20 protein-coding genes are annotated in these 19,299 nt (G+C 62.3%); 8 read left to right on the plus strand and 12 right to left on the minus strand.

Features of this window, described 5'->3' with window-relative positions:
- Window positions 1-2 precede the first annotated feature (2 nt).
- Window positions 3-923, minus strand: coding sequence for a ribokinase (locus tag AACH73_RS05860; RefSeq protein ID WP_338734255.1), 921 nt, complete (start codon window positions 921-923; stop codon window positions 3-5).
- 169 nt (window positions 924-1,092) lie between these two features.
- On the opposite strand from AACH73_RS05860, the gene AACH73_RS05865 reads away from it, so the two are divergent.
- The 4 genes from AACH73_RS05865 (at window position 1,093) to AACH73_RS05880 (ending at window position 5,694) form a co-directional block, all read left to right on the plus strand.
- Window positions 1,093-2,046: a DUF2608 domain-containing protein gene (locus tag AACH73_RS05865; RefSeq protein WP_338734256.1), complete on the plus strand. Its 954-nt coding sequence runs from the start codon at window positions 1,093-1,095 to the stop codon at window positions 2,044-2,046.
- A gap of 5 nt (window positions 2,047-2,051) precedes the next feature.
- A complete protein-coding gene (locus tag AACH73_RS05870) occupies window positions 2,052-3,029 on the plus strand; it encodes a nucleoside hydrolase (protein ID WP_272740091.1) in 978 nt (325 codons plus the stop codon).
- Window positions 3,030-3,200: 171 nt separating this feature from the next.
- Window positions 3,201-4,280 (plus strand): L-rhamnose/proton symporter RhaT, encoded by a 1,080-nt coding sequence (gene rhaT / locus AACH73_RS05875; protein WP_272740090.1) that lies wholly within the window; start codon window positions 3,201-3,203, stop codon window positions 4,278-4,280.
- Window positions 4,281-4,620: 340 nt separating this feature from the next.
- A complete protein-coding gene (locus AACH73_RS05880) occupies window positions 4,621-5,694 on the plus strand; it encodes an ABC transporter substrate-binding protein (RefSeq protein WP_272740089.1) in 1,074 nt (357 codons plus the stop codon).
- Between the two features lie 107 nt (window positions 5,695-5,801).
- On the opposite strand, the gene AACH73_RS05885 is transcribed toward AACH73_RS05880, so the two are convergent.
- A complete protein-coding gene (locus AACH73_RS05885) occupies window positions 5,802-6,677 on the minus strand; it encodes an aldo/keto reductase (RefSeq protein WP_338734257.1) in 876 nt (291 codons plus the stop codon).
- Window positions 6,678-6,798: 121 nt separating this feature from the next.
- Between AACH73_RS05885 and AACH73_RS05890 the strand changes: the two genes are divergently transcribed.
- Together AACH73_RS05890 and AACH73_RS05895 are read left to right on the plus strand one after the other, a co-directional pair.
- A complete protein-coding gene (locus AACH73_RS05890) occupies window positions 6,799-8,118 on the plus strand; it encodes an amidohydrolase (protein WP_338734258.1) in 1,320 nt (439 codons plus the stop codon).
- Window positions 8,119-8,180: 62 nt separating this feature from the next.
- Window positions 8,181-9,245 (plus strand): PLP-dependent cysteine synthase family protein, encoded by a 1,065-nt coding sequence (locus tag AACH73_RS05895; protein ID WP_338734259.1) that lies wholly within the window; start codon window positions 8,181-8,183, stop codon window positions 9,243-9,245.
- A gap of 2 nt (window positions 9,246-9,247) precedes the next feature.
- On the opposite strand, the gene AACH73_RS05900 is transcribed toward AACH73_RS05895, so the two are convergent.
- Window positions 9,248-9,784 (minus strand): intradiol ring-cleavage dioxygenase, encoded by a 537-nt coding sequence (locus AACH73_RS05900; RefSeq protein ID WP_338734260.1) that lies wholly within the window; start codon window positions 9,782-9,784, stop codon window positions 9,248-9,250.
- A gap of 25 nt (window positions 9,785-9,809) precedes the next feature.
- Between AACH73_RS05900 and AACH73_RS05905 the strand changes: the two genes are divergently transcribed.
- Window positions 9,810-10,121, plus strand: a complete 312-nt coding sequence (locus tag AACH73_RS05905; protein ID WP_338734261.1) for a hypothetical protein — start codon at window positions 9,810-9,812, stop codon at window positions 10,119-10,121.
- 138 nt (window positions 10,122-10,259) lie between these two features.
- On the opposite strand, the gene virB11 is transcribed toward AACH73_RS05905, so the two are convergent.
- The 9 genes from virB11 to AACH73_RS05950 all read right to left on the minus strand — a co-directional run bounded on the left by virB11 (window position 10,260) and on the right by AACH73_RS05950 (window position 18,863).
- Window positions 10,260-11,246 carry a P-type DNA transfer ATPase VirB11 gene (gene virB11 / locus AACH73_RS05910; protein WP_272740083.1) on the minus strand — a complete coding sequence of 329 codons (987 nt, stop codon included), beginning with the start codon at window positions 11,244-11,246 and terminating at the stop codon, window positions 10,260-10,262.
- Complete coding sequence (locus AACH73_RS05915; RefSeq protein ID WP_338734262.1) at window positions 11,243-12,346, minus strand: TrbI/VirB10 family protein; 1,104 nt, start codon at window positions 12,344-12,346, stop codon at window positions 11,243-11,245. Before AACH73_RS05915 ends, virB11 begins: the two co-directional genes overlap by 4 nt.
- A gap of 2 nt (window positions 12,347-12,348) precedes the next feature.
- Window positions 12,349-13,188, minus strand: coding sequence for a TrbG/VirB9 family P-type conjugative transfer protein (locus AACH73_RS05920; protein WP_338734263.1), 840 nt, complete (start codon window positions 13,186-13,188; stop codon window positions 12,349-12,351).
- Window positions 13,185-14,450 carry a type IV secretion system protein gene (locus tag AACH73_RS05925; RefSeq protein WP_272740080.1) on the minus strand — a complete coding sequence of 422 codons (1,266 nt, stop codon included), beginning with the start codon at window positions 14,448-14,450 and terminating at the stop codon, window positions 13,185-13,187. Before AACH73_RS05925 ends, AACH73_RS05920 begins: the two co-directional genes overlap by 4 nt.
- Entirely contained in the window at window positions 14,447-16,873 is a 2,427-nt protein-coding gene (locus AACH73_RS05930) for a VirB4 family type IV secretion/conjugal transfer ATPase (protein WP_338734265.1), read from the minus strand. Before AACH73_RS05930 ends, AACH73_RS05925 begins: the two co-directional genes overlap by 4 nt.
- A 26-nt stretch (window positions 16,874-16,899) precedes the next feature.
- Window positions 16,900-17,196 (minus strand): type IV secretion system protein VirB3, encoded by a 297-nt coding sequence (locus tag AACH73_RS05935; protein ID WP_272740078.1) that lies wholly within the window; start codon window positions 17,194-17,196, stop codon window positions 16,900-16,902.
- Between the two features lie 3 nt (window positions 17,197-17,199).
- On the minus strand, window positions 17,200-17,490 hold the full coding sequence (locus AACH73_RS05940; protein ID WP_272740077.1) for a TrbC/VirB2 family protein: 291 nt from the start codon (window positions 17,488-17,490) through the stop codon (window positions 17,200-17,202).
- Between the two features lie 10 nt (window positions 17,491-17,500).
- On the minus strand, window positions 17,501-18,025 hold the full coding sequence (locus AACH73_RS05945) for a lytic transglycosylase domain-containing protein (RefSeq protein ID WP_272740076.1): 525 nt from the start codon (window positions 18,023-18,025) through the stop codon (window positions 17,501-17,503).
- 643 nt (window positions 18,026-18,668) lie between these two features.
- On the minus strand, window positions 18,669-18,863 hold the full coding sequence (locus AACH73_RS05950) for a hypothetical protein (RefSeq protein WP_338734266.1): 195 nt from the start codon (window positions 18,861-18,863) through the stop codon (window positions 18,669-18,671).
- A gap of 91 nt (window positions 18,864-18,954) precedes the next feature.
- On the opposite strand from AACH73_RS05950, the gene AACH73_RS05955 reads away from it, so the two are divergent.
- Window positions 18,955-19,230, plus strand: a complete 276-nt coding sequence (locus AACH73_RS05955; RefSeq protein ID WP_338734268.1) for a hypothetical protein — start codon at window positions 18,955-18,957, stop codon at window positions 19,228-19,230.
- Window positions 19,231-19,299: the final 69 nt, after the last annotated feature.

Consider the following 19,299-nt stretch of genomic DNA (forward strand, 5'->3'; position numbering starts at 1 on the left):
GCTCAGGCCCGCTCGCGCAGAAACGCCTCTACCTCGGACGCCGTCGGCGCGGCATCGGCCGAGCGGCGGGTCACCGAAATGGCCGACGCCGCCGAGGCGTAGCGCATGGCCGAAACGTAGTCGTCACCCAGAACCAGCCGCGCGGCCAGTGCACCATTGAACACGTCGCCTGCGCCGACCGCATCCACGGCCTCAACCCTGAAGGCGGGCAGGCGGACCAGCTCACCGTCGATCAGACCGGCGCAGCCATTGGCTCCCAGCGTTGTAATGACGGTTTCCGCCCCATGCGCGCGCAGGGTCTGCATGGCGCGGATCAGCGAGTCGTCGTCCTGACCGTCTATACCGGTGAGTTTGGCCAGTTCGGTTTCATTCGGCGTCACCACCTCGCACAGGGGGAGTAGGTCGAATACGCCGGGATCGACGGGGGCGGGGTTGAGGACGGTCTTGACGCCGTTCGCCGTGGCGATTTCCAGCGCGGCTTTTAAGGTATCGAGCGGCGTTTCCAACTGCACGACCAGCGCACCGGAAGCGGCGATTAGTGCCTTAGCGGCCTCGGCATGGGCGGGCGTCAGGCGCGCATTGGCCGCCGACGAGACGACGATCATGTTCTGGCCATCGGGCGCGACAAGGATATTGGCCATGCCAGTGCCGACGCCGTCCAGTGCCACCACCGAGGTCTCATCCACGCCGCGTTTTTTGAGGAAATCGCGCGCCATGACACCGAAATTATCATCCCCCACAGCCCCGACCATTCGCGTTTCGACGCCGGCCTGCGCCGCCGCTACCGCCTGATTGAGACCCTTGCCGCCCATGGCAACCGCCGTGTCGTGGCCCATGATCGTCTCATTGGGTTTGGGCAGGGCATCGACCCGGATGAAGAAGTCCACATTGATCGAACCGAGGACAAGAATAGAGGCGCGCACGGAAATCCCTTCGATGCGTCATCGCCAAAAGCAGACGATGAAACGTTTCACAACTGTGTTTTATAACTGACTTTGCCTTGCAGCAGGCAGGGCTCTGATCTAAGCCTGATCCGCCCGTTTTGCCAAGCCGAAGCGCGGCGATCTGGCCTACTCAATTTCAGGAAATCCTATGCGTTTCCCACACATTGCCGTCCTGCTGACCGCTATGGCCCTGAGCACAACGTCCTGTTCCGGGGTGGCTCTTGCCGCGGCTGAGCATCCGCCCGTTCCAGCAGAAGGCTTCTATACGACCTCTGACCTGCGTAGCGCTGCCGATCTGGCGCTGGCCGATCAGGCCGCCAAAAAGCGCGTGCTGTTCGTGGTCGATATCGACGACACCATCCTGACCATGCCGCAGGATCTGGGGTCGGAAGCCTGGCTTTCGGAGCGCATGGCGGACATCAAGGCCAGAACCCCGGAGGGTCAGACCCCGGATTACGAACCGATCTTTTACGAACAGGCCCTGTGGTATCAGGTGACGAATATGGTGCCCACTCAGGCGGACGGTCCGGCGGTGCTGGCCGGGCTTCAGGAGGCCGGGATTCCCGTCTATGCCCTGACGGCGCGTGACCCGAACCTGCGCGGGCAGACCGAACGGGCCCTGTCTAGGGCCGGTTATGACCTGTCGAAAGCGCCCGATTGCGCCAAACCCCTGTGTACCCGTCGCGGCCGTCTGCGCGACAGCGAAATCCGCGCGGCGGGCGCGGCGCTGAAGGTTACGCTGAGCAATGCCGCCTATAAGGATGTGACTGTTCAGGACGGCGTCATGATGGTCGCGGGTCAGGACAAGGGCACCATGCTCCTGCTGCTGATGGGCAGCCTCGGCAAGTACGATGCCGTCTATTTCCTCGACGACAGTCAGCGCAATATCGACAGCATGGTGCGCGCGGCGAAAATCACGAAAACCCCTGTCTATATTTATCGTTATACCGGCGTCCTGCCTAAGGTCGAGGCGCTGCATAAGGACAAGGCGCGCCTCAGCGCTGCCGATGCGGTGTCAGATGCGACCCGCACCGTCATGTGCCTTCAGGTACAATCCGACCTGTGCACCTACACCCATACGACCGCATACCCTTCGAAATGAGTAAGATGAAGATTATTTTTGACACCGATCCGGGTATCGACGACGCCATGGCGCTGGCCTATCTGGGGGCGCAGCCGCAGGCCGAATTGCTGGCGTTGACGACCGTGTTTGGCAATGGCGGCGTAGATATCACGACACGCAATGCCCTCTATCTGACGCAGCGCTTCGGCATCCATGTGCCGGTCTATCGCGGCGCGCATACGCCGCTGGTTCTGCCCGCCCCAACGCCTGCGCCGCATGTGCACGGCTATGACGGTCTGGGCGATATCGGCGCGCTGGACGGGTTTGAAGGCGCGCCGCAGGCGACCTTTGCGCCTCAGCGCATCGTCGAACTGATCCGCGAATATCCGGGCGAAGTGACACTTCTGGCGGTGGGGCCGCTGACCAATCTGGCTCTGGCGCTTGACCTTGATCCGGAAATCACCGGGCTCGTTAAAGAGGTGGTGATCATGGGCGGGGCCTTCGGCTGGGGCCCGCGTCGCGGCAATGTCTCGCCCGTGGCCGAAGCCAATATCATCAATGACCCGCACGCGGCGGACAAGGTCCTGACGGCCAACTGGCCTGTCCGGGCCGTTGGCCTCGATGTCACCACCCAATGTATCCTGTCCACAGCCGCGGCGCGTGAGCTGGGCCGCACAGCGGGTGAAACGGGGCAGTTCCTGTTCGACATCTCGCGCGGCTACGAGAAGCTCTATACCGAACGCGACGGCTTTGCCGGTTGCGCCATGCACGATGTGGCGGCCGCCATCGCCGTCTTCGAACCTCAGCTTTTCGGGTATGCGCGCGGCACCTTACGCGCCGTCACCGAGGGTATCGCCATCGGCCAGACCATACTGAAAGAGGACGGCCGCAGCTTCCCGCCGGGGCCGTGGGATAACCTGCCCGTGCAGGCCGTCTGTCGTGACGTCGATGCCGAGGGCGTACTGGCGCATTATCACACGATATTGAGCGCTCACTACGGGGGCCTGAAAGCCGCTGTCTGATACCAGGGGTCATTGAAAATGACGCTGGATATGCCTTTTAAAATGGAGGCGGACAGCCTCTTCGCCCGTTGATATTCGCACGTGTTGCGAAAATTTTAGAACGGCATTGCGCATATCGGGACATGAAGTTAGCATAAGCGGACAAAATCAATCATAAGGAAGCGTCCTCTTATGACTCCCAACCCGCTCATCGGCGTCTTTTTTCACTGGCTGGGCGGTCTCGCCTCGGCCTCCTTCTATGTGCCCTACAAGAAGATCCGACTGTGGTCGTGGGAGATCTTCTGGCTGACCGGCGGTATTTTTTCATGGCTGATCGCGCCGTGGATATTCGCCTATTTTCAGACCTCGGACCTGTTTGGTGTGCTGGGCGGGGCGTCCCCGACCACGTGGTTCTGGTGCGTCTTCTGGGGGCTGTTGTGGGGCTTTGGCGGCCTGACCTTCGGCCTGACCATGCGCTATCTGGGCCTGAGCCTCGGCATGGCGGTGGCGCTGGGTCTGACCACCGTCATAGGCACGCTGGGGGAGCCCATCTTTAGTGGCAAGATCATTCAACTGATACAGACGCTTAGCGGGCAGGTGACTCTGTTCGGGGTGCTGGTGGTGCTGGGCGGTATCGTGCTGGTGGCGCGCGCCGGTCACGCCAAGGAGAAGGAAGTCACCGAAGTCTCTGAAAGCCTGAAAGAGTTTAATCTCACCAAGGGCCTGCTGGTGGCCGTTTTTTGCGGCATCATGTCGTCGTGCTTTGCCTTTGGTCTGGCCGCCGGTGCGCCGGTGCGCGAAGCCTCAGCCGCCGCCGGAACGGGCCCCCTGTGGGTCGGCCTGCCTGTCCTCTGCATGGTTTTGCTGGGCGGTTTGACCACCAATCTGGTCTGGTCCGGCTATCTGATCTTCAAGAATAAATCAGCCTCCGAATGGGTGGGCAAGCCGCGCGCCGCTGCCGAAGACAAGGGCAAGATTCCGCTGCTGGTCAACTATCTGCTGGCGGCGCTGGGCGGCACACTGTGGTATTTCCAGTTCTTCTTCTACACCATGGGTGAAAGCCAGATGGGCGAATACGGCTTCTCGTCGTGGACGCTGCACATGGCCTCGATCATCCTCTTTTCGACCCTGTGGGGCTTCGCGCTCAAGGAATGGGCCGGGACCTCTGCCAAAACCCGGGCGCTGGTCTGGGGCGGCATCGCGCTGCTGGTCGGCTCGACCGTGATCATCGGCATCGGCAATATGCTGGCCGGGCAGGCGGCCGGACACTGAATCAGAGCGGAATGATTCTGAGTGGAGTCGTTCCGCTCCAGAAACCACAGATGACACAGATTGTCCGTGTCTGCGTAGCCAGGACAGGCGCGTAACGCCTGTCTGTGAAATCTGTGGTTTAAACGTGATGATCAGAATTGAAATCAATCGAGTTGATTATGAGGATGGATTTCACTCTTCATCACCTTTTCTGATTTCTCGGTTCAGAAATTATCACACTTAAAACGCGAAAACGGCTTGGACAAAATAAAATTGTTTGAGTAGGAATAACGGACGCTTCTGGCGTATCCTGCCTCCCGCGGTGCAGTTTCCCTGTACCTCTCAACGAAGGTGACTTTCCATGTCCGTCAGGCCGTCTGCCTCGCCGACCGTTTCGCCTTCGGCATCGTCCCAGATGCCGTCGCAACTGGTGTGGTATGCGCGTTGCCCGACCCTGACGGCCATGGGCCTTTTGGCCCATCGCGGCGTCCTGCAACGTGAATTTCGCCGCGATCCGGTCAATTTCGTCTCGGTGCGCGAAACCTCGCTGCCGTCCGTGCGGCAGGGCTATCTCGATCATTCTCTGGCCAATCTGGTGCGCGAAGGCGATGCGGCCACCGCCCTGTGGTCCTATGGCCTGAATGAGCGTTCGCGGCTTCTGGCCGTCGGGCATACCTGGCATACGGTGCTGGTGGTGGCACCGGCACGGTCCCCTGTGTCGGGTCTTCAGGACCTTAAGGGACGCACACTGGCCCTTCCACGCGAAGCGGGCAGTTTTTCGCCGGCGCGGGTGCGCTCGCTGCGCGCCTGGGAGAGTATTCTGGACGTCAGTGGTCTCAAACCTGCCGACGTCACCTTCTACAATATCGTCGCCGGGCATCCGTCCACCCCGTTTGGCGACATCGCCCGGCGGGAAATCGAGGCGGTTCTGGGCGGTCAGGCCGATGCCGGTCTGCTGTTCGGGGCCAAGGGGATCGAGCTGGCGCGCACGGCGGGCCTGAAGATCGTCCACGCGTTTGAGGCGGCGGATATCCGCGGCGATGCCCGGCTCAAGGGGCTGGTCGAACTGCGCACCCTGACCATCGACTATCCGTTTCTGGAGGCCAATGAGGCGGTCGTCTCGCGTCTAGTCAAGGCCCTGTCCGGGGCCGCCGACTGGGCGCGCAGCTTTCCGAAACAGGCCCTCTCGCACATTGCCGAAGAGGGCAAAGTCGAACTCGACGATGCGGTGCACGCCTATGGCGACTTCATCCCGGAAAGCACAGCGCTGGGGGCCGAAGACGCGCGGCTTGCCGACATAAAAGACCTGCTTGACTGGCTGAAACAGCGTCAGGCGGTGACGGAGCGGCTGGACCTGTCCGACTGGAATCGTAGCGATGTGCTGATCGCCAAGGAAGCGCCCCAGACGTCAAAGCGCTTGAACGCCGTCGCCTGATCCTATCCCCTTGAATCAGCGATGGCTTCAGAGCGATGCGGTGTTGATCTGACGCCGCCGCGTCGCTGGAAAAGGCCCGGGAGTGGTGCCCCGGGCCTTTCTTCCCTTTATTGTGCTCTGGCGGCTTGGTCGAGGGCTGCGAAGTCTTCATCACTCAGGTGAATCCGCGCCGCCGCGACGTTCTCGTCGAGATGGCGGACCTTTCCTGTGCCGGGGATGGGCAGCATGACCGGGCTGCGCTTCAGTACCCAGGCCAGAGCGATCTGCGACGGTGTGGCACCGTACTTCGCAGTGAGACGATCCAGAACCCCGCCCGGTTTGGCGAGATCCCCCGCGGCCAGAGGATACCACGGAATAAAGCCGATGCTGTGCGCCGTGCAGTAGTCGAGCACGGCTTCGTGGCGACGTTCAACGAGGTTATAGAGGTTCTGCACGGTCGAAACCGGGAAGATTTTTCGCGCCGCTTCGATATCGGCGACCGATACTTCGGACAGACCGGCGTGGCGAATGACGCCTTCGTCCAGAAGCTGTTTCACGGCGGCGAACTGTTCGTCGCGCGGTACGGCGGGGTCGATGCGGTGCAGTTGCCACAGGTCGATGCGCTCAACGCCCAGCAATTCGCGGCTGCGGTGGGCCTGCCTGATCAGATAGTCGGGACGGCCGTTCGGCGTCCAGATATTGGGACCTGACCGGGTCAGGCCGGCCTTGGTAGCGATAATCAGGTCGTTCGCATAGGGATGGAGCGCTTCGCGGATCAGCTTTTCGGAGGTTTCCGGCCCGTAGGAATCGGCCGTGTCGATGAAATTGACGCCCAGATCGCCGAGACGCCTCAGGGTGCGCAGGGCTTCGTCGCGATCGGCGGGTTCACCCCATACGCCGCTACCGGTGATGCGCATGGCGCCATAACCAAGGCGACTGACGGTGAGATCGCCTCCGATGGCAAAGGTGCCGGACAGGCGGGCGTCGGGTAGGGGGTAGGACATGGACAACTCCTTGAGCGTTTCAGGTCATGTGGGGCGGCGGGGACAGGGGCGCAAGGCTTGGCTATTGACAAGGCCAGCGCGCGCATCGCCTATTTCACCTATCGCTGTGAGGGGAATGGATATGCGCTGCCTGCTGCCTGTTGTGACTGTCGCCCTGCTGGGGCTTTGCGCCCCCGCGCTGGCCGAGCCCGATTATCAGACGGCTATCCGGGCCGACTATCAGAAGGATCTCGGGGCGCTGTGGGACTGGTTCCACCGTAACCCCGAACTGTCGATGCTGGAAACCAAGACTGCCGCGCGCATGGCAAAGGAACTGCGCGCCACCGGGGCCGAAGTCACCGAAAAGGTGGGAGGGACGGGTGTCGTGGCGGTGATCCGCAATGGACCCGGCCCGGTCGTCATGCTGCGCGCCGATATGGACGGCCTGCCGGTCAAGGAAGCGTCGGGCCTTGCCAATGCTTCGACCGCGAAGCAGGTCGGCATGGATGGCGTCGAATATCCCGTCATGCACGCCTGCGGTCACGATACCCACATCACGGCCATGGTGGCTACGGTGCGTCAGCTTCAGCGCCTTAAGTCGCAGTGGAAGGGTACGGTCGTTGTGGTCATCCAGCCGGGTGAAGAACGCGTGATGGGTGCCAAGGCCATGCTCAAAGACGGGCTCTACACCCGTTTCCCCAAGCCCGACTACGCCCTGGCTTTCCACGTCAATTCGCAGATGCCGACAGGCAAGGTGTCGGCCTCGGAAAACATTCAGTATTCCTCATCCGACTCTATCAACATCCATGTGCACGGGGTGGGCGCGCATGGGGCGTCTCCGCATCAAGGCAAGGACCCGGTCTATATCGGCAGCCAGATCGTTATCGCCCTGCAAGGGCTGATCAGCCGCGAACGCCCGCCGCTCAGCCCCGGCGTTATCACGGTCGGGGCCTTCCACGCGGGCAGCAAGCACAACATCATTTCCGATGCGGCCGAGCTTCAGGTGACGGTGCGCGCCAATGACGAAGTGACGCGTGCGCAACTGGTGGACGGCGTTAAGCGTGTGGCGGTCAATATGGGCCGCGTCAACGGCCTGCCCGACGACAAGCTGCCGGAGGTTGATGTCGTTGAAGGCACGCCGACCACCATCAATAACGCTGAACTGGCGCGACGCCTGAACGGGGCGATTGCCGCGGCTCTGGGGCCGGACACCGTCATCCCGTTCCAGCAGATGGGCATGGGGGCGGAGGACTTCGCCTACTTTGTTCAACCTGACCTCAAGGTGCCGGGTTATTATTTCGCCGTCGGCGGCACGCCTCAGGCGGCGTTCGATGCGGCAAAGGCCGGCGGCCCGGCCGTCGCTTCGCACCATTCGGCCCTGTTCAAGATCGACCCGGAAGCGACGATCGTCACCGGGGCCTCGGCCATGACAGCGGCGGTGCTTGACTTGCTCAAGCCGTAAAGAGAGGTGGCTCTTGACTCCTGCCCCCGCACGCGCTTTGTGCCGGTTTCAGGAGTAACAGGATGAGCAGGATGACACAGGTGCCGCGCGACTGGCTGATCGAGGCGGTGCGCCGCATCGAGGCGGATTTCAACCGTTCCTCCGATACCCACCTGATCCATCATGAGGTGGCGGCGTTTCCGGGGGTGCACCTCTATTTCAAGGACGAGTCCTCGCACCCGACCGGCAGCCTGAAACACCGGCTGGCGCGTTCCCTGATCCTCTATGCCCTGTGCAATGAGTGGATCGGGCCGCAGACCACCCTGATCGAATCGTCGTCGGGTTCTACCGCCGTTTCCGAGGCCTATTTCGCGCGGCTGCTGGGCTTGCGCTTTATCGCTGTGGTGCCAAAGTCGGTGGCGCAGGCCAAGATCGACGCCATCCGCTTTCAGGGCGGGGAGGTGCACGGCGTCGATGACCCCAACGCCGTCTATGCCGAGGCGCAACGACTGGCCGATGAAACCTGCGGCCATTACCTTGATCAGTTCACCTATGCCGAACGCGCCACCGACTGGCGCGGCAATAACAATATCGCCGAAAGCCTGTTCAGCCAGATGACGGCGGAGCCGCACCCCGTGCCAAGCTGGCTGGTGACCGGGGCCGGGACGGGCGGTACCTCGGCGACCCTGGGGCGATACATCCGCTATCGCCGCTTGCCGACGCGGTTGTGTGTGGCCGACCCCGAAGGCTCGGTCTTCCATCGCCACTATCACGACCGCAGCGTCCAGACGATCGACCGTTGTGGGTCCTGCATCGAAGGGATAGGACGCCCGCGCGTCGAGCCGAGCTTCATCCCGTCGCTGATCGACCGCATGGAGGTGGTGACGGACGCGCAGTCGATCGCCGCCGTACGTCTGTTATCGGAGCGTCTGGGCCGGCGCGTCGGCGGCTCGACCGGCACCAACCTGTGGGCCTGTGTGCGTTTGATGCAGGAGATGGCGCAGAAGGGCGAGACGGGCTCCATCGTCACCATCCTCTGCGATGGCGGTGAGCGCTACGGCGACACCTATTATGACGATGCGTGGCTGTCGGCGCGCACCATCGACTGGAGCACGCCCTATGCAGACCTAAAAACCCTTATGGGATAGGGTCAGATCGTGATCCCAAGCGTGATGGGGCCGGTATAACCGTTGGTCGTGTCACCGCTCAGACTGATCGTCTGCGCAGCCAGTTGCGATGACGACAGGTCACTGAAGACATTGTCCGTGGCAAAGGTGATGCCGTTCAGGGCCGTGGTCGAGGCACTGTATCCTGAGACCGTACTGTAAACCGTCGAACAGACCGTCCGATCCAGCGCGAATTGCGTTGTCTTGATCTTGTTGGCGTAGCTGGTCGCGGCGGCCAGGCTGGGATAGACCTCAACATGGATATGCGGCATGCGGCCGGTATAACAGCCGGGGAAGATGGTGGTGAAGGTGACCTTACCGCTTGAGTCCGTGACCTGTATCCCGCGCAGATAGTTCTGGGCGGTTAGGGTCGAGGAATAGAGCGAATAGAGCCCGTCTCGCGTGCAATGCCAGATGTAAACCACATAACCGGCAAGCGGCGTACAGCCGTTGCCTGAGTTGACCAGCGATATGGTCAGGGTCAGGGGCAGGCCCGGTGCCGTACCTGAGGCTGATCCCACCGAAGTGCGTATATCTGAACGATTGATGCCTGAGATGGCCAGTGCGTTGATGATGCTGCCAGAGACGGTGTTGGAACCGTCGCCGGGATATGGTCCCTCAGTTTCATTTGAAAAGGTTGTGCAGGTGCCGCTTGCGGAGGTTGAACTGCTCGAAGATGAACTGTTGCTGGAGGATGAACTGGCCGAAGATGATGAAGACGATGATGTGGCTACGCTTGTGGAGGTTGAGCCACCGTCGCCACTTCCACCGCACGCCGCCACAGAACTGGACCCAAAGGCAAGGGTTCCCAACATACCCAGCGTTCGGCGACGGGAGACAAACTGGATAAGGTCCTGAAGGCTGCCTTCGTCCTTATGATAGGGCGCTTCGGGGCGGTCGGAATGTGTCATGCTGTTCCATTTACATTGATGAAGACTGATCTCATCAATGACGGTGGATTACGGCGAATCTTGATATCTGAATATTTCCGGCCGGTTACACGGACGCCAGATGCGCGCGCGGCAGCATGATGTCGGCAATGCCGCGTTCGCCCCCTGCCTTCGACAACTGCACCACCACGTCGATCAAACCTGACGCATAGGCGATGGTTTCGGGCCGCGATAGGGCCATGCCGGTCTGCATCACCATCAGGGCAATCTGTTCCAGCGCGCCCTGCGGTGTGTTGGCGTGGACCGTAGTGAAGGAGCCGGGGTGGCCGGTATTGATGGCGCGCAGGAAGGTCACGGCCTCGGCCCCACGGATTTCGCCCACGATGATGCGATCCGGGCGCAGGCGCAACGACGCCTGCAACAGGTCATTGACAGTCACCTTGGCTTCGCCCAGTTCACCCTTGACGGCCACAAGACCCAGCGCGTTCGGTTGGTGGACCGCGATTTCCGGTGTGTCTTCAACCAGAATAACGCGCTCCTCATTGGGCACAGCGCTCAAAAGCGCATTGAGGAAGGTCGTCTTGCCCGATGAGGTGCCGCCCGAAATCAGGATGGTCTTACGCTCGGTTACCGCCTGTTTGAGGAAAGCGACCGGATTGGCGCGAGCGGCGCGCTGTTCGTCGGCCGGATTGCCATAGGCCGGAGCGCGGATAGGCCCACGATCATAGGCTTCCAGCGGCCGGTTCACCATCAGGTGCCGACGAATGGCGATGGCCCAGTGGCGGCGTGTGGCAGGCGGGCCGACGATCTGCACGCGCTCGCCCGACGGCAGGGTCGCGGCCAGCATAGGGTTCTCGCGGTTGATGCCCTGATGGCTGATGCGCGCGATCTGCGCCGCCAGCCGGTTGAGCAGGCCGTCGTCGATGTCGGGCGCGTCGAAGCGCTGCATATGCGGCTGACCGCTGACTTCGACCCAAACCTCGCCGGGACGATTGACCATGACCTCAGTGACTTCGGCGCGGTCGAGCCACTGCCGGAAGGGGGCCATATAGGCCTTGAGATAGACGCCTTCGGTCGGTAGGGTTTCGGTCATAGGGAGAAGTCGAGATCGCGGGAAACGAAGACCTGAATCGGCGTGCCCTGCGCCACGCGCACGGTGGGGCCAATTTTGGAATCGGCCTGAAGCGCGGCGGTGGCGGCATTATTGGCCCCTTGTGCCGTGCCGATGACGATGGTGTTGCGGTCCCCGCCGGTCGACGAATTGGCGAGGCCGCCAATGATCGACAGCAGCATGGCCGAGCCGAAGCGCTTGAAGAAGTGCGTATCGACCTCTCCGGTTTGACCCGCCTGACCCAGATTATCGGTCGAGGGGTCGGTCAGCACGATAGCCGTGCCATCCGGGCGGATCAGACGCGACCAGGTGATGAACAGGCGATTCTGACCGCTTTGCAGGCCTGAGCGGTAAGACCCGATCAGGCGCGAGCCGCGCGGGATCAGGACGCGCGTGCCGTCAAAGCTGCGCACATCGCGCGAGACGAGGGCGCGTGTATAGCCGGGCAGGTCGGAATTGAGCGCCGTTTCCAGCACCGCCGGGATCAGAGTGCCCTGCGACACCGTGCGCGACGGCGTGGTGATACGGGTTGCACGGACCTGACGGGTGGGATCGAGGCTGGTCAGTGCGCCGACGGAATTGCCATCCATGACATTACCTTCGGCGTGGGCCGACGCGGCGACGGCCTGAGTGGCGCTTGCGGCCGGGTCAGGATCCGGGGCCGACACGTCATAGACGAGGGCATTGGCGCGCGCGGCATTGACGTCGGGCACCGGTGTGATGGCGCCCGCCTGTCCCGGTTGAGGTTGCGGCGGGATCGCCTGCGGTCCCTCGGGCAGGGCCAGCGGGGGCAATTCGACCACCGTGCCCTTCTGCCCCGGTTGCCCGGGGGCGGACTGAGGTGCCTGCGCCTGCGGCGGCTGGTTTTGCGCGGCCTGACGGTTATTGTTCATGAAGATCAGGGTGAGGGCACCGAGAAACACAGCCCCCATAAGACCGCCAGCCATGACCAGACTGTCCTTCAGGGACGATTTCGAAGCCACCTGCGGCAGGGCATTGACCGAGGCCACGCCCAGATCCGAACGGTCTGTCGTCTTGCGCGGATCACTTTGCGGGTCGCTGGAGGGGAGACGGGTCTTCATGCTCAGTCCTCCTTGCGCCCGAACCAGCCGGTACGCTTCTTCGTAGTCGCGGCATCGGCCTTGCGCAGGGTTTCGGGGCGCGGCTGCGGCGACAGAGCATCGAGCGCGGGCGGGACATAGGCGTCATTATAGACCGTAGCCGTCAGGTCGCCCCGGCGCAGCACAAAGGCCGGACCGACCTGTTCGATGACTATAAAGCCTTCGCGGTAACCGAAATTGACCAGAGCTTCCTTACCATCCAGAACGGCATAGATGGCTGGAAAGGGGACACCTTCCCCCCAAAGGAGATAGGTCGATTGCCCGTCGTCGAACAACCGCATGGGCACCAGAGACGGGTCTCCGGCATAGGTATAGTTGGTGTTACGCTTTTCCGGAAGGGTGGAGACGGGTTTGGCCGGGGCCACCGGGGCGGCAGCGGCTTTTTCGGCGGCTTCGCGGGCTTCCTGCTCGTCCTTGGGGTAGGTAAAGCGCAGATCGTAGATGACTTCACCGCGCTTGCACGCCGTCGCGTCCTTGGTGCGCAGTTCAAAGGCGTATGTGCGACGATTGGTGACAATCGACATATTGGTGAAGGCGCCGCGCTGAAACGGCTTCACAAAGATCAGATTACCGCGCTTGTTAGGCGTCGCCTGCCACTGGGCGGCATCGCCCACGGCGACATTCTCGATCTTTTCGTTGTCGGCGAAGGTGATCATGGTCTGAAAGCTGACGCAGGTGTCGAGGCGGATAACCTCGCCATCGGCATAGGTGATGGTGCGGATGCGGCTGTCCTGCGCCTGAGCGGGCGCGACGGCCAGCAGGGGCACGGCGATCATCAGGGAAAGGGAACGGGCGAAGGTCATGAACCGGGGGCCTTTGAAAGGGGCGTCGGGGTCGGAGGTGTTTTGGGGGATGCAGAAGACGGGGCCGCTGAGCCCGGGGCGCTTCGGAATCTCTGGCCGAGCCCCTGTCGGCGCGTCACCCCGCCAGACAGTTGTCCGGCCTGTGGCGCAGAAGAAAGGGTGGTGGTCACGGTCTGAACCCGCGTGTCGCGGCTACTGCTGCGACCACCGGGGCCGGTCGTCCCGCCACCTTGCGTGATGAGGGTGGAGCCACCGGCGGCGGCGATGACGGCGGCGGAGGTCACGGCGGCGGCCTGCACGTCGGCGGCGCTGTCGCCGCGACCGCGCAAGGGGTTCCAGTTTTTGACGATATTGAAGGCCACCACCATCAGCATAATGAGGAAAGCCGCGTAAATCACGGAACCCATGAACAAAATCACGATCGGCTGAATGTCGCGCACAGTCTGCATAGGGTCGCCGGATATGGCCAGAATGGCAGGCGTCAGCAGCGACAGGGCCGCCGAACCGCCCAGTGTCACCAGCATGGGGATAAAAGCAAAACCGATGGATGTGCGCAGCCAGCCTTCGAACAGGCCGCGTGTCTGGGTAAAGAGGGCAAAAACGACGAACAGCGGCCCCAGGGCCAGCAGAAGCGTCAGGATCAGGCGCGACAGGACCAGCACGCCGACGGTGGACAGCAGCAGGATCAGGCCCGAACTCCACAGCATGTCCGAGGCCGAGGACTTGCCATTACGGATGGGCGGCGCGACGGGCTGCGGGTTTTGTACGCTGGGAGCGGTCGTCGGTGCGGCCGTAGGGGACGCCTGCGAGGTCTGTTCAAAGGCAGTGGCGGCATCGGCAAAGTGCAAGAACAGCACGTCGAGTCGCTTGGCAAAGGCGGCGCTGGCCCCTTCGTCAGACCCCGTCAGGGCAGCAGCGATCTCATCCGGGCCGCGCGTCAGCAGGTTATAGACCACGGTCTGATAGGCGGGCCAGGCCGTGACGAAGGTCAGGACCAGTCCGATAGCCAGCACCTTCGGCGTCATGGTGGTCAGCGTCAGGCGCGTGCGCCCGGTGATCAGTCCGAAGGCCAGAAAGGCAATATAGAGCGTCAGGCAAAAGGTCAGGGCCGTGCCCAGATAGCCGCCATCGCCGAACAAACGCCCGAAGCTGTCTTCGACCACGCGCCCGATCTGACAGTCCACGCTCATCAGCGCGCCAGAAATACCCGTGTCGCCGCTGAGCGGCATACCGGGGCAGGTGGCGGGTGGCGGGGGCATCATGCGGATACACGCTCCGTTTGGCCAAAGCCGGGCCACGGCGTGCCGGTGAGGGCTTCGAACCATGCCGACGGCGCGTCACCATGCGTTTCACGCAGTTCGTCCAGCTTGCGCACCGTCGATTCACGCCCCGAAAGCAGGGTCAGGATTTCCGGCGTCCCCGACAGGTCGAGACGCGCCACGACCGAGTGGTTGCCGTGCTTGACGAGGAAGGCGCGCGAATGGGGCGGCAGGGCGCGCACCAGACCGACCTCGTGAGCGCTGAGGCCAAAGCCTTCGCCATAGTCTTCGAAGCGGGCGCGCGGATTGGGCATGAAGATCTGCGTCGCCGCCTGCTCGATGATCGCCGAAGAGATGCGGCTGTCGAGGGCGTCCCCGGCGCTTTGCGTGCCGAAACCGAGGATGGCGTTACGCTTTCTGAGCGTCTTCATCCAGTCGCGGATGCGCGCGGCAAACACCTCATCGTCCAGCGCCTTCCAGCCCTCGTCGATCAGGATCATGGCCGGGGTACCGTCCAGACGCTCTTCGATCCGGTGGAAGAGGTACATCATGATCGGCCCGCGCAGGACCGGCGCGTCTAAGAACTGCGTCATGTCGAAGCCCAGAACGCGCGCCGACAGGTCGAGTTGATCCGCCTCGTTATCGAACAGCCACGCCCATTCACCCGATCCCACCCACGGGGCCAGACGCGCCGCCAGATCGGTCTGGCTGGGGCGACGGAAGCCCCCGAGAAGCTCCTGAAAATAGCGCAGGCGGCGATAGGCCGGGGCCTGTGCGTACATGGCGTCGATGGCCGAGGCGATGATGGCCTCGTCTTCCGGCGGCAGGGCCGGGCCTTCGCCCGCGATCAGGCGCGACAGCAGGTCGCGCAGGAAGCCGCGATTGACGGCGCTGTCGGGCAGTTGCAGCGGGTTGAAGCCGCTGGGTTCCCCGGCGCGCAGGGTGGCGTAGTGGCCGCCGATCGCGCGGATAAAGATTTCTGAGCCGCGATCCTTGTCAAAGATGATGGTGCGCGGACGCGCCTTCTGGGCCTGCGCGGCGAGGAAGTTGAGCACCACGGTCTTCCCCGATCCCGACGGTCCGATCAGGGTGAAGTTGCCGAGGTCCGAAGCGTGGAAGTTAAAGAAGTAGGGCGTGGCCGCCGTCGTCTCAAAGACGGTGATCGCTTCGCCCCAGTGGTTGCCGGTGGCCTGACCCAGCGCAAAGCCGTGCAGGCTGGCCAGACCGGCAAAGGCCGAGACCGAGATCAGGGCCTTGCGCGCAATATAGGCTTCGTTGCCCGGGAATTGAGCCCAGAAGGCGGGTTCGAGATTGATGTCTTCGCGGACCGCCACGGCCCCCGTATCGGCCAGAGCCGAGGTCACCTGCGCGGCCGCCTGATCAAGAGCGCTGAGGCCCGGTGCGCGCACGCAGACGGTCAGGTGATGCTCGCCCAAAGCCGTCTGGCCCGAGGCGAGCTCATCCTTCGCAGCCATCAGTCCGGCGCGCAGGGTAATGCCGTCGTCATCGGCGGCGCGCAGACGGCGCAAGGCCAGATTGACGCGCTCCAGACCGATCTGACGATCGACGAACTGGAAGCTCTGGGACACGGTCATTTCATACGGCAGGTGCAGCAGGGCATCCAGCATCCCCGGCGCGGCCTGCGGCGGATATTCCTTCACCGAGACGAGCGCACCGAACGATTTGTCTCCGCCCGCGCTTTTCAACTCATAGGCATCGACCCCGAAGCTCATGCGCTGATAGGGGAGGTATTGTCCCACATCGTCACGCGCCAGCGGATCGGGTTTGAGAACCGGGCGCATCTCACCATGCATCAGGGCCGATAGCAGTTCCAGCGGTTCGGAACAACGCCCGCCACGCGTTTCATAAGAGGTGAGAAGGCGCGGGCCATAACGCCCCAGCGCCGCCATGAGGGCTTCGCGCGCCGCATCGAGATCACGCAATTCCGCCCCCAGGCCGTCACGATCGGCCCCCGACTGCGCGCCAAACAACTTGCCCAGACTTTCGGACAGCCCTGCCTTACCGCGCGCCGGACGGCGCAGGATGGTGATAAACAGGTCGTTGACGAACAGTTCGCGCGATTGCAGACGATCCTGCCAGCGATCATTGATATAGCCCGCTATGGGGTCGTCATACTGACCGCTGCTGGTCACCGAGACCTTACGGCGCAGAATGTGGTGATGCAACACTAGCCGCGAATCCCCAATGGCGCGCAGGGCGCTTTCCCGCAGGGCGTGCAGGCTGTTGAGATCAGTCGTGTCCGCCGTCTCGAAGCCGAAACCGTCGATATAGAGGGCCTGCATCAGCGACCCGTCGCGCAGGGTAACCGTGTGGTCATTATAAAGGTGCGCATAGGGCAGGCGGTCACCGATCCGCTGCTCCCTGGCGCCCAAACTCATGACTTGCCCGAACAGGCCGTTACTCATGCGAAAACCTTACGGATGACCAGCCCTTACGGCTGGTACGAGTTGCAGCGCCAGAACCTGTAGTTCCGGATCCTCGGTGTGCGGCTCACCTTGGTGAACCACAGATCGAACAGGCGTGGCTCACGCAGGCAGGCCAGATAGCCCACCACGTGGACCAGGACGGCAATCCCCAGAGCCCAGAACGACCGCGTGACCAGGAAGGCCTCGGTGGTGATCATGAAGTTGAGGATGAAATAGGAATAGGTCACACCTGCAAACATCTGCGGCTGGGTCAGCGCCCGGAAAATGGGCGCCTTGACCAGTGCGACATTATCCTCGCTCATGCCTCACCCCACCGCCGTGCGGATACCTGCCACGATGGTCGCCGCGCCGAACAGAATGAAGATGCCAAGAATGACGGTGGCCCCGAAGCGCCAGTTCATACGGCCCGACAACATCATGAAGCCAACAGCGGCCACGGCGATCACAGCTACAGCCGTGGCCACATTGCCGAGCAGCGTGCCCTGAATCCAGCCCAAAGCGTTGACGATGGGACTGGAGCCGGCGGGATCCTGCGCAAAGGCCGGAGAGGCGGCCAGCAGAGAAAGAAGGGCGGGTAGGAATTTACGGGCGTTCATAGTCTTGTCCTTACGAGCAGGTCTCGGTCGGTTGAGGATCGGTCTTTGCGCTGAGGCGGTCAAGGCTTCGGGCGACATAGGCCTGGGTTTCGGCATAGGGGGGCACACCGCCGTGGCGGTTGACCGCCCCGGCACCAGCATTATAGGCCGCCAGCGCCAGATCAATGCGGCCATCGAAGCGGTCGAGCTGACGACGCAGATACGCCGCTCCGCCATATATGTTTGCCGCCGGATCGAACGGATCAATACCCAATTCGGCGGCGGTGGCCGGCATGAGTTGCATCAGGCCGATGGCGCCGCGAGGCGACACGGCCGCTGGGTTGAAGCCCGATTCCTGACGGATGACGGCAATGAGGAACTCGCTGCTGAGATTGTAGCGGGTAGCCGCCGACTCAATGAAGGTCTGATAGGGTGTGGCGGTCGAACGGTGCGCCATGGGCGGCAGAGACGCGCACAGAGGGCTGTAGCTGCCATCGGTGCCGACTTCGAACACCTGAGCCGCCGCCGGTAGCGCGGCGCAGAGCACCGCAGCCATCGTTCCCGCTGCCTTCAAACCTGCCCGCACGGGCTGCTCCTTCATTACATTCGACACAGCGCGCCGACGAACCCCACTCTCGGCTCGGTTACGCAGCTGGGTTTTCGTCAGGCGGCTCTAACAGTTAAGTTTGTCAGATTTGTTACGGACGCGAACCACTGATCCTTGAACGGAGAATATCTGCGATTCGCTGCCAAAACCACTATACATGCCGCCGCTGTGAAATCACAGGAAGCCGAGGTCGCTCTGCGAGAAATTGCGCAGATAGGGGAGGTTAGTGTTGAGATCCGAAAACGACACACCAAACCATTTCCCGGGTGCGACGGCGTACTGATCGACCGATAGGGATAAAGGCGGCATTTGTCATAGAAGGGTTTGAAAAGCCGTTGATATCCATACCGGCGGTCGGCTGATGACCGTAGATATCGCCGCCCAAAATGAGGTGAGGTCCTTCCCAGGCATGATCTGAAGCGTCGCCGTTGGTTTAAAAGGCGCGCGAAAAATCCGAGGAGGTGAAGGTGGTGACATTGCTGAGCATATCCAACAGGGCGATATCAACCAGGGTCTGATGTACACAGGTGAGGGCCTGCGCCTCTTTGGACGGGTCGTTGGATTGTCCGCGATTCTGGGTTTCGTGACGATCCTAGCCGGACATCGATCCTGTTAAGACCTGACGCGTCAACCAGAAGGCGGGGGCGGTGGCGATCGCACCCCACACCATGCGCGGTTGCAGGGTCAGAGCGTAGCTTTCGGCGGCACCGCCCGACCGTCCCGTGAGGAAGTTGTGGTCGCTCGCGAGGTCGAGGGCTGTTACCGTATCTGTTATGATTTGCCGCATAGCGCCGAGGGCCGCGTTCGAACGTGTCAGAGAGCATGCGCTCACGACTTTGATAACAACGGCCGGGGATTTATCTTGGGGGCAACGGATATTGAACTACATTTTCTCCCAAGAAGAAGACCGCGGTGCTGGCGGCGGAAATGGCCGTGAAGATGGTGTTCTTAACAGTCATACCCTTGAGGAAGTCGTCCATGCCACCACCCTGTCCGAAGCGATCTCCTTCAGGCGCGCCGGCCTGCCAAGTTGTTTTGTGATCGTTGTGCTAGAACAGGCTGACGGGCAAGAGAACGCTGCAGGCCTGATAATGGCCTTGCTCGTCAGCTGGATCAGCGTACTGACTCTGGCCGGCACGGCCAAACGGCCCTGATCGAACAGGTCGCGGCAGGGGTGCATCACTGGATGAAGGCCGAAGGTGTGCGGACTTCCGCTGGTATTC

Origin of the sequence: Asticcacaulis sp. DW145 (genome assembly GCF_037101385.1) — a bacterium.
In the GTDB taxonomy this organism is placed as follows: Bacteria; Pseudomonadota; Alphaproteobacteria; order Caulobacterales; family Caulobacteraceae; genus Asticcacaulis; species Asticcacaulis currens.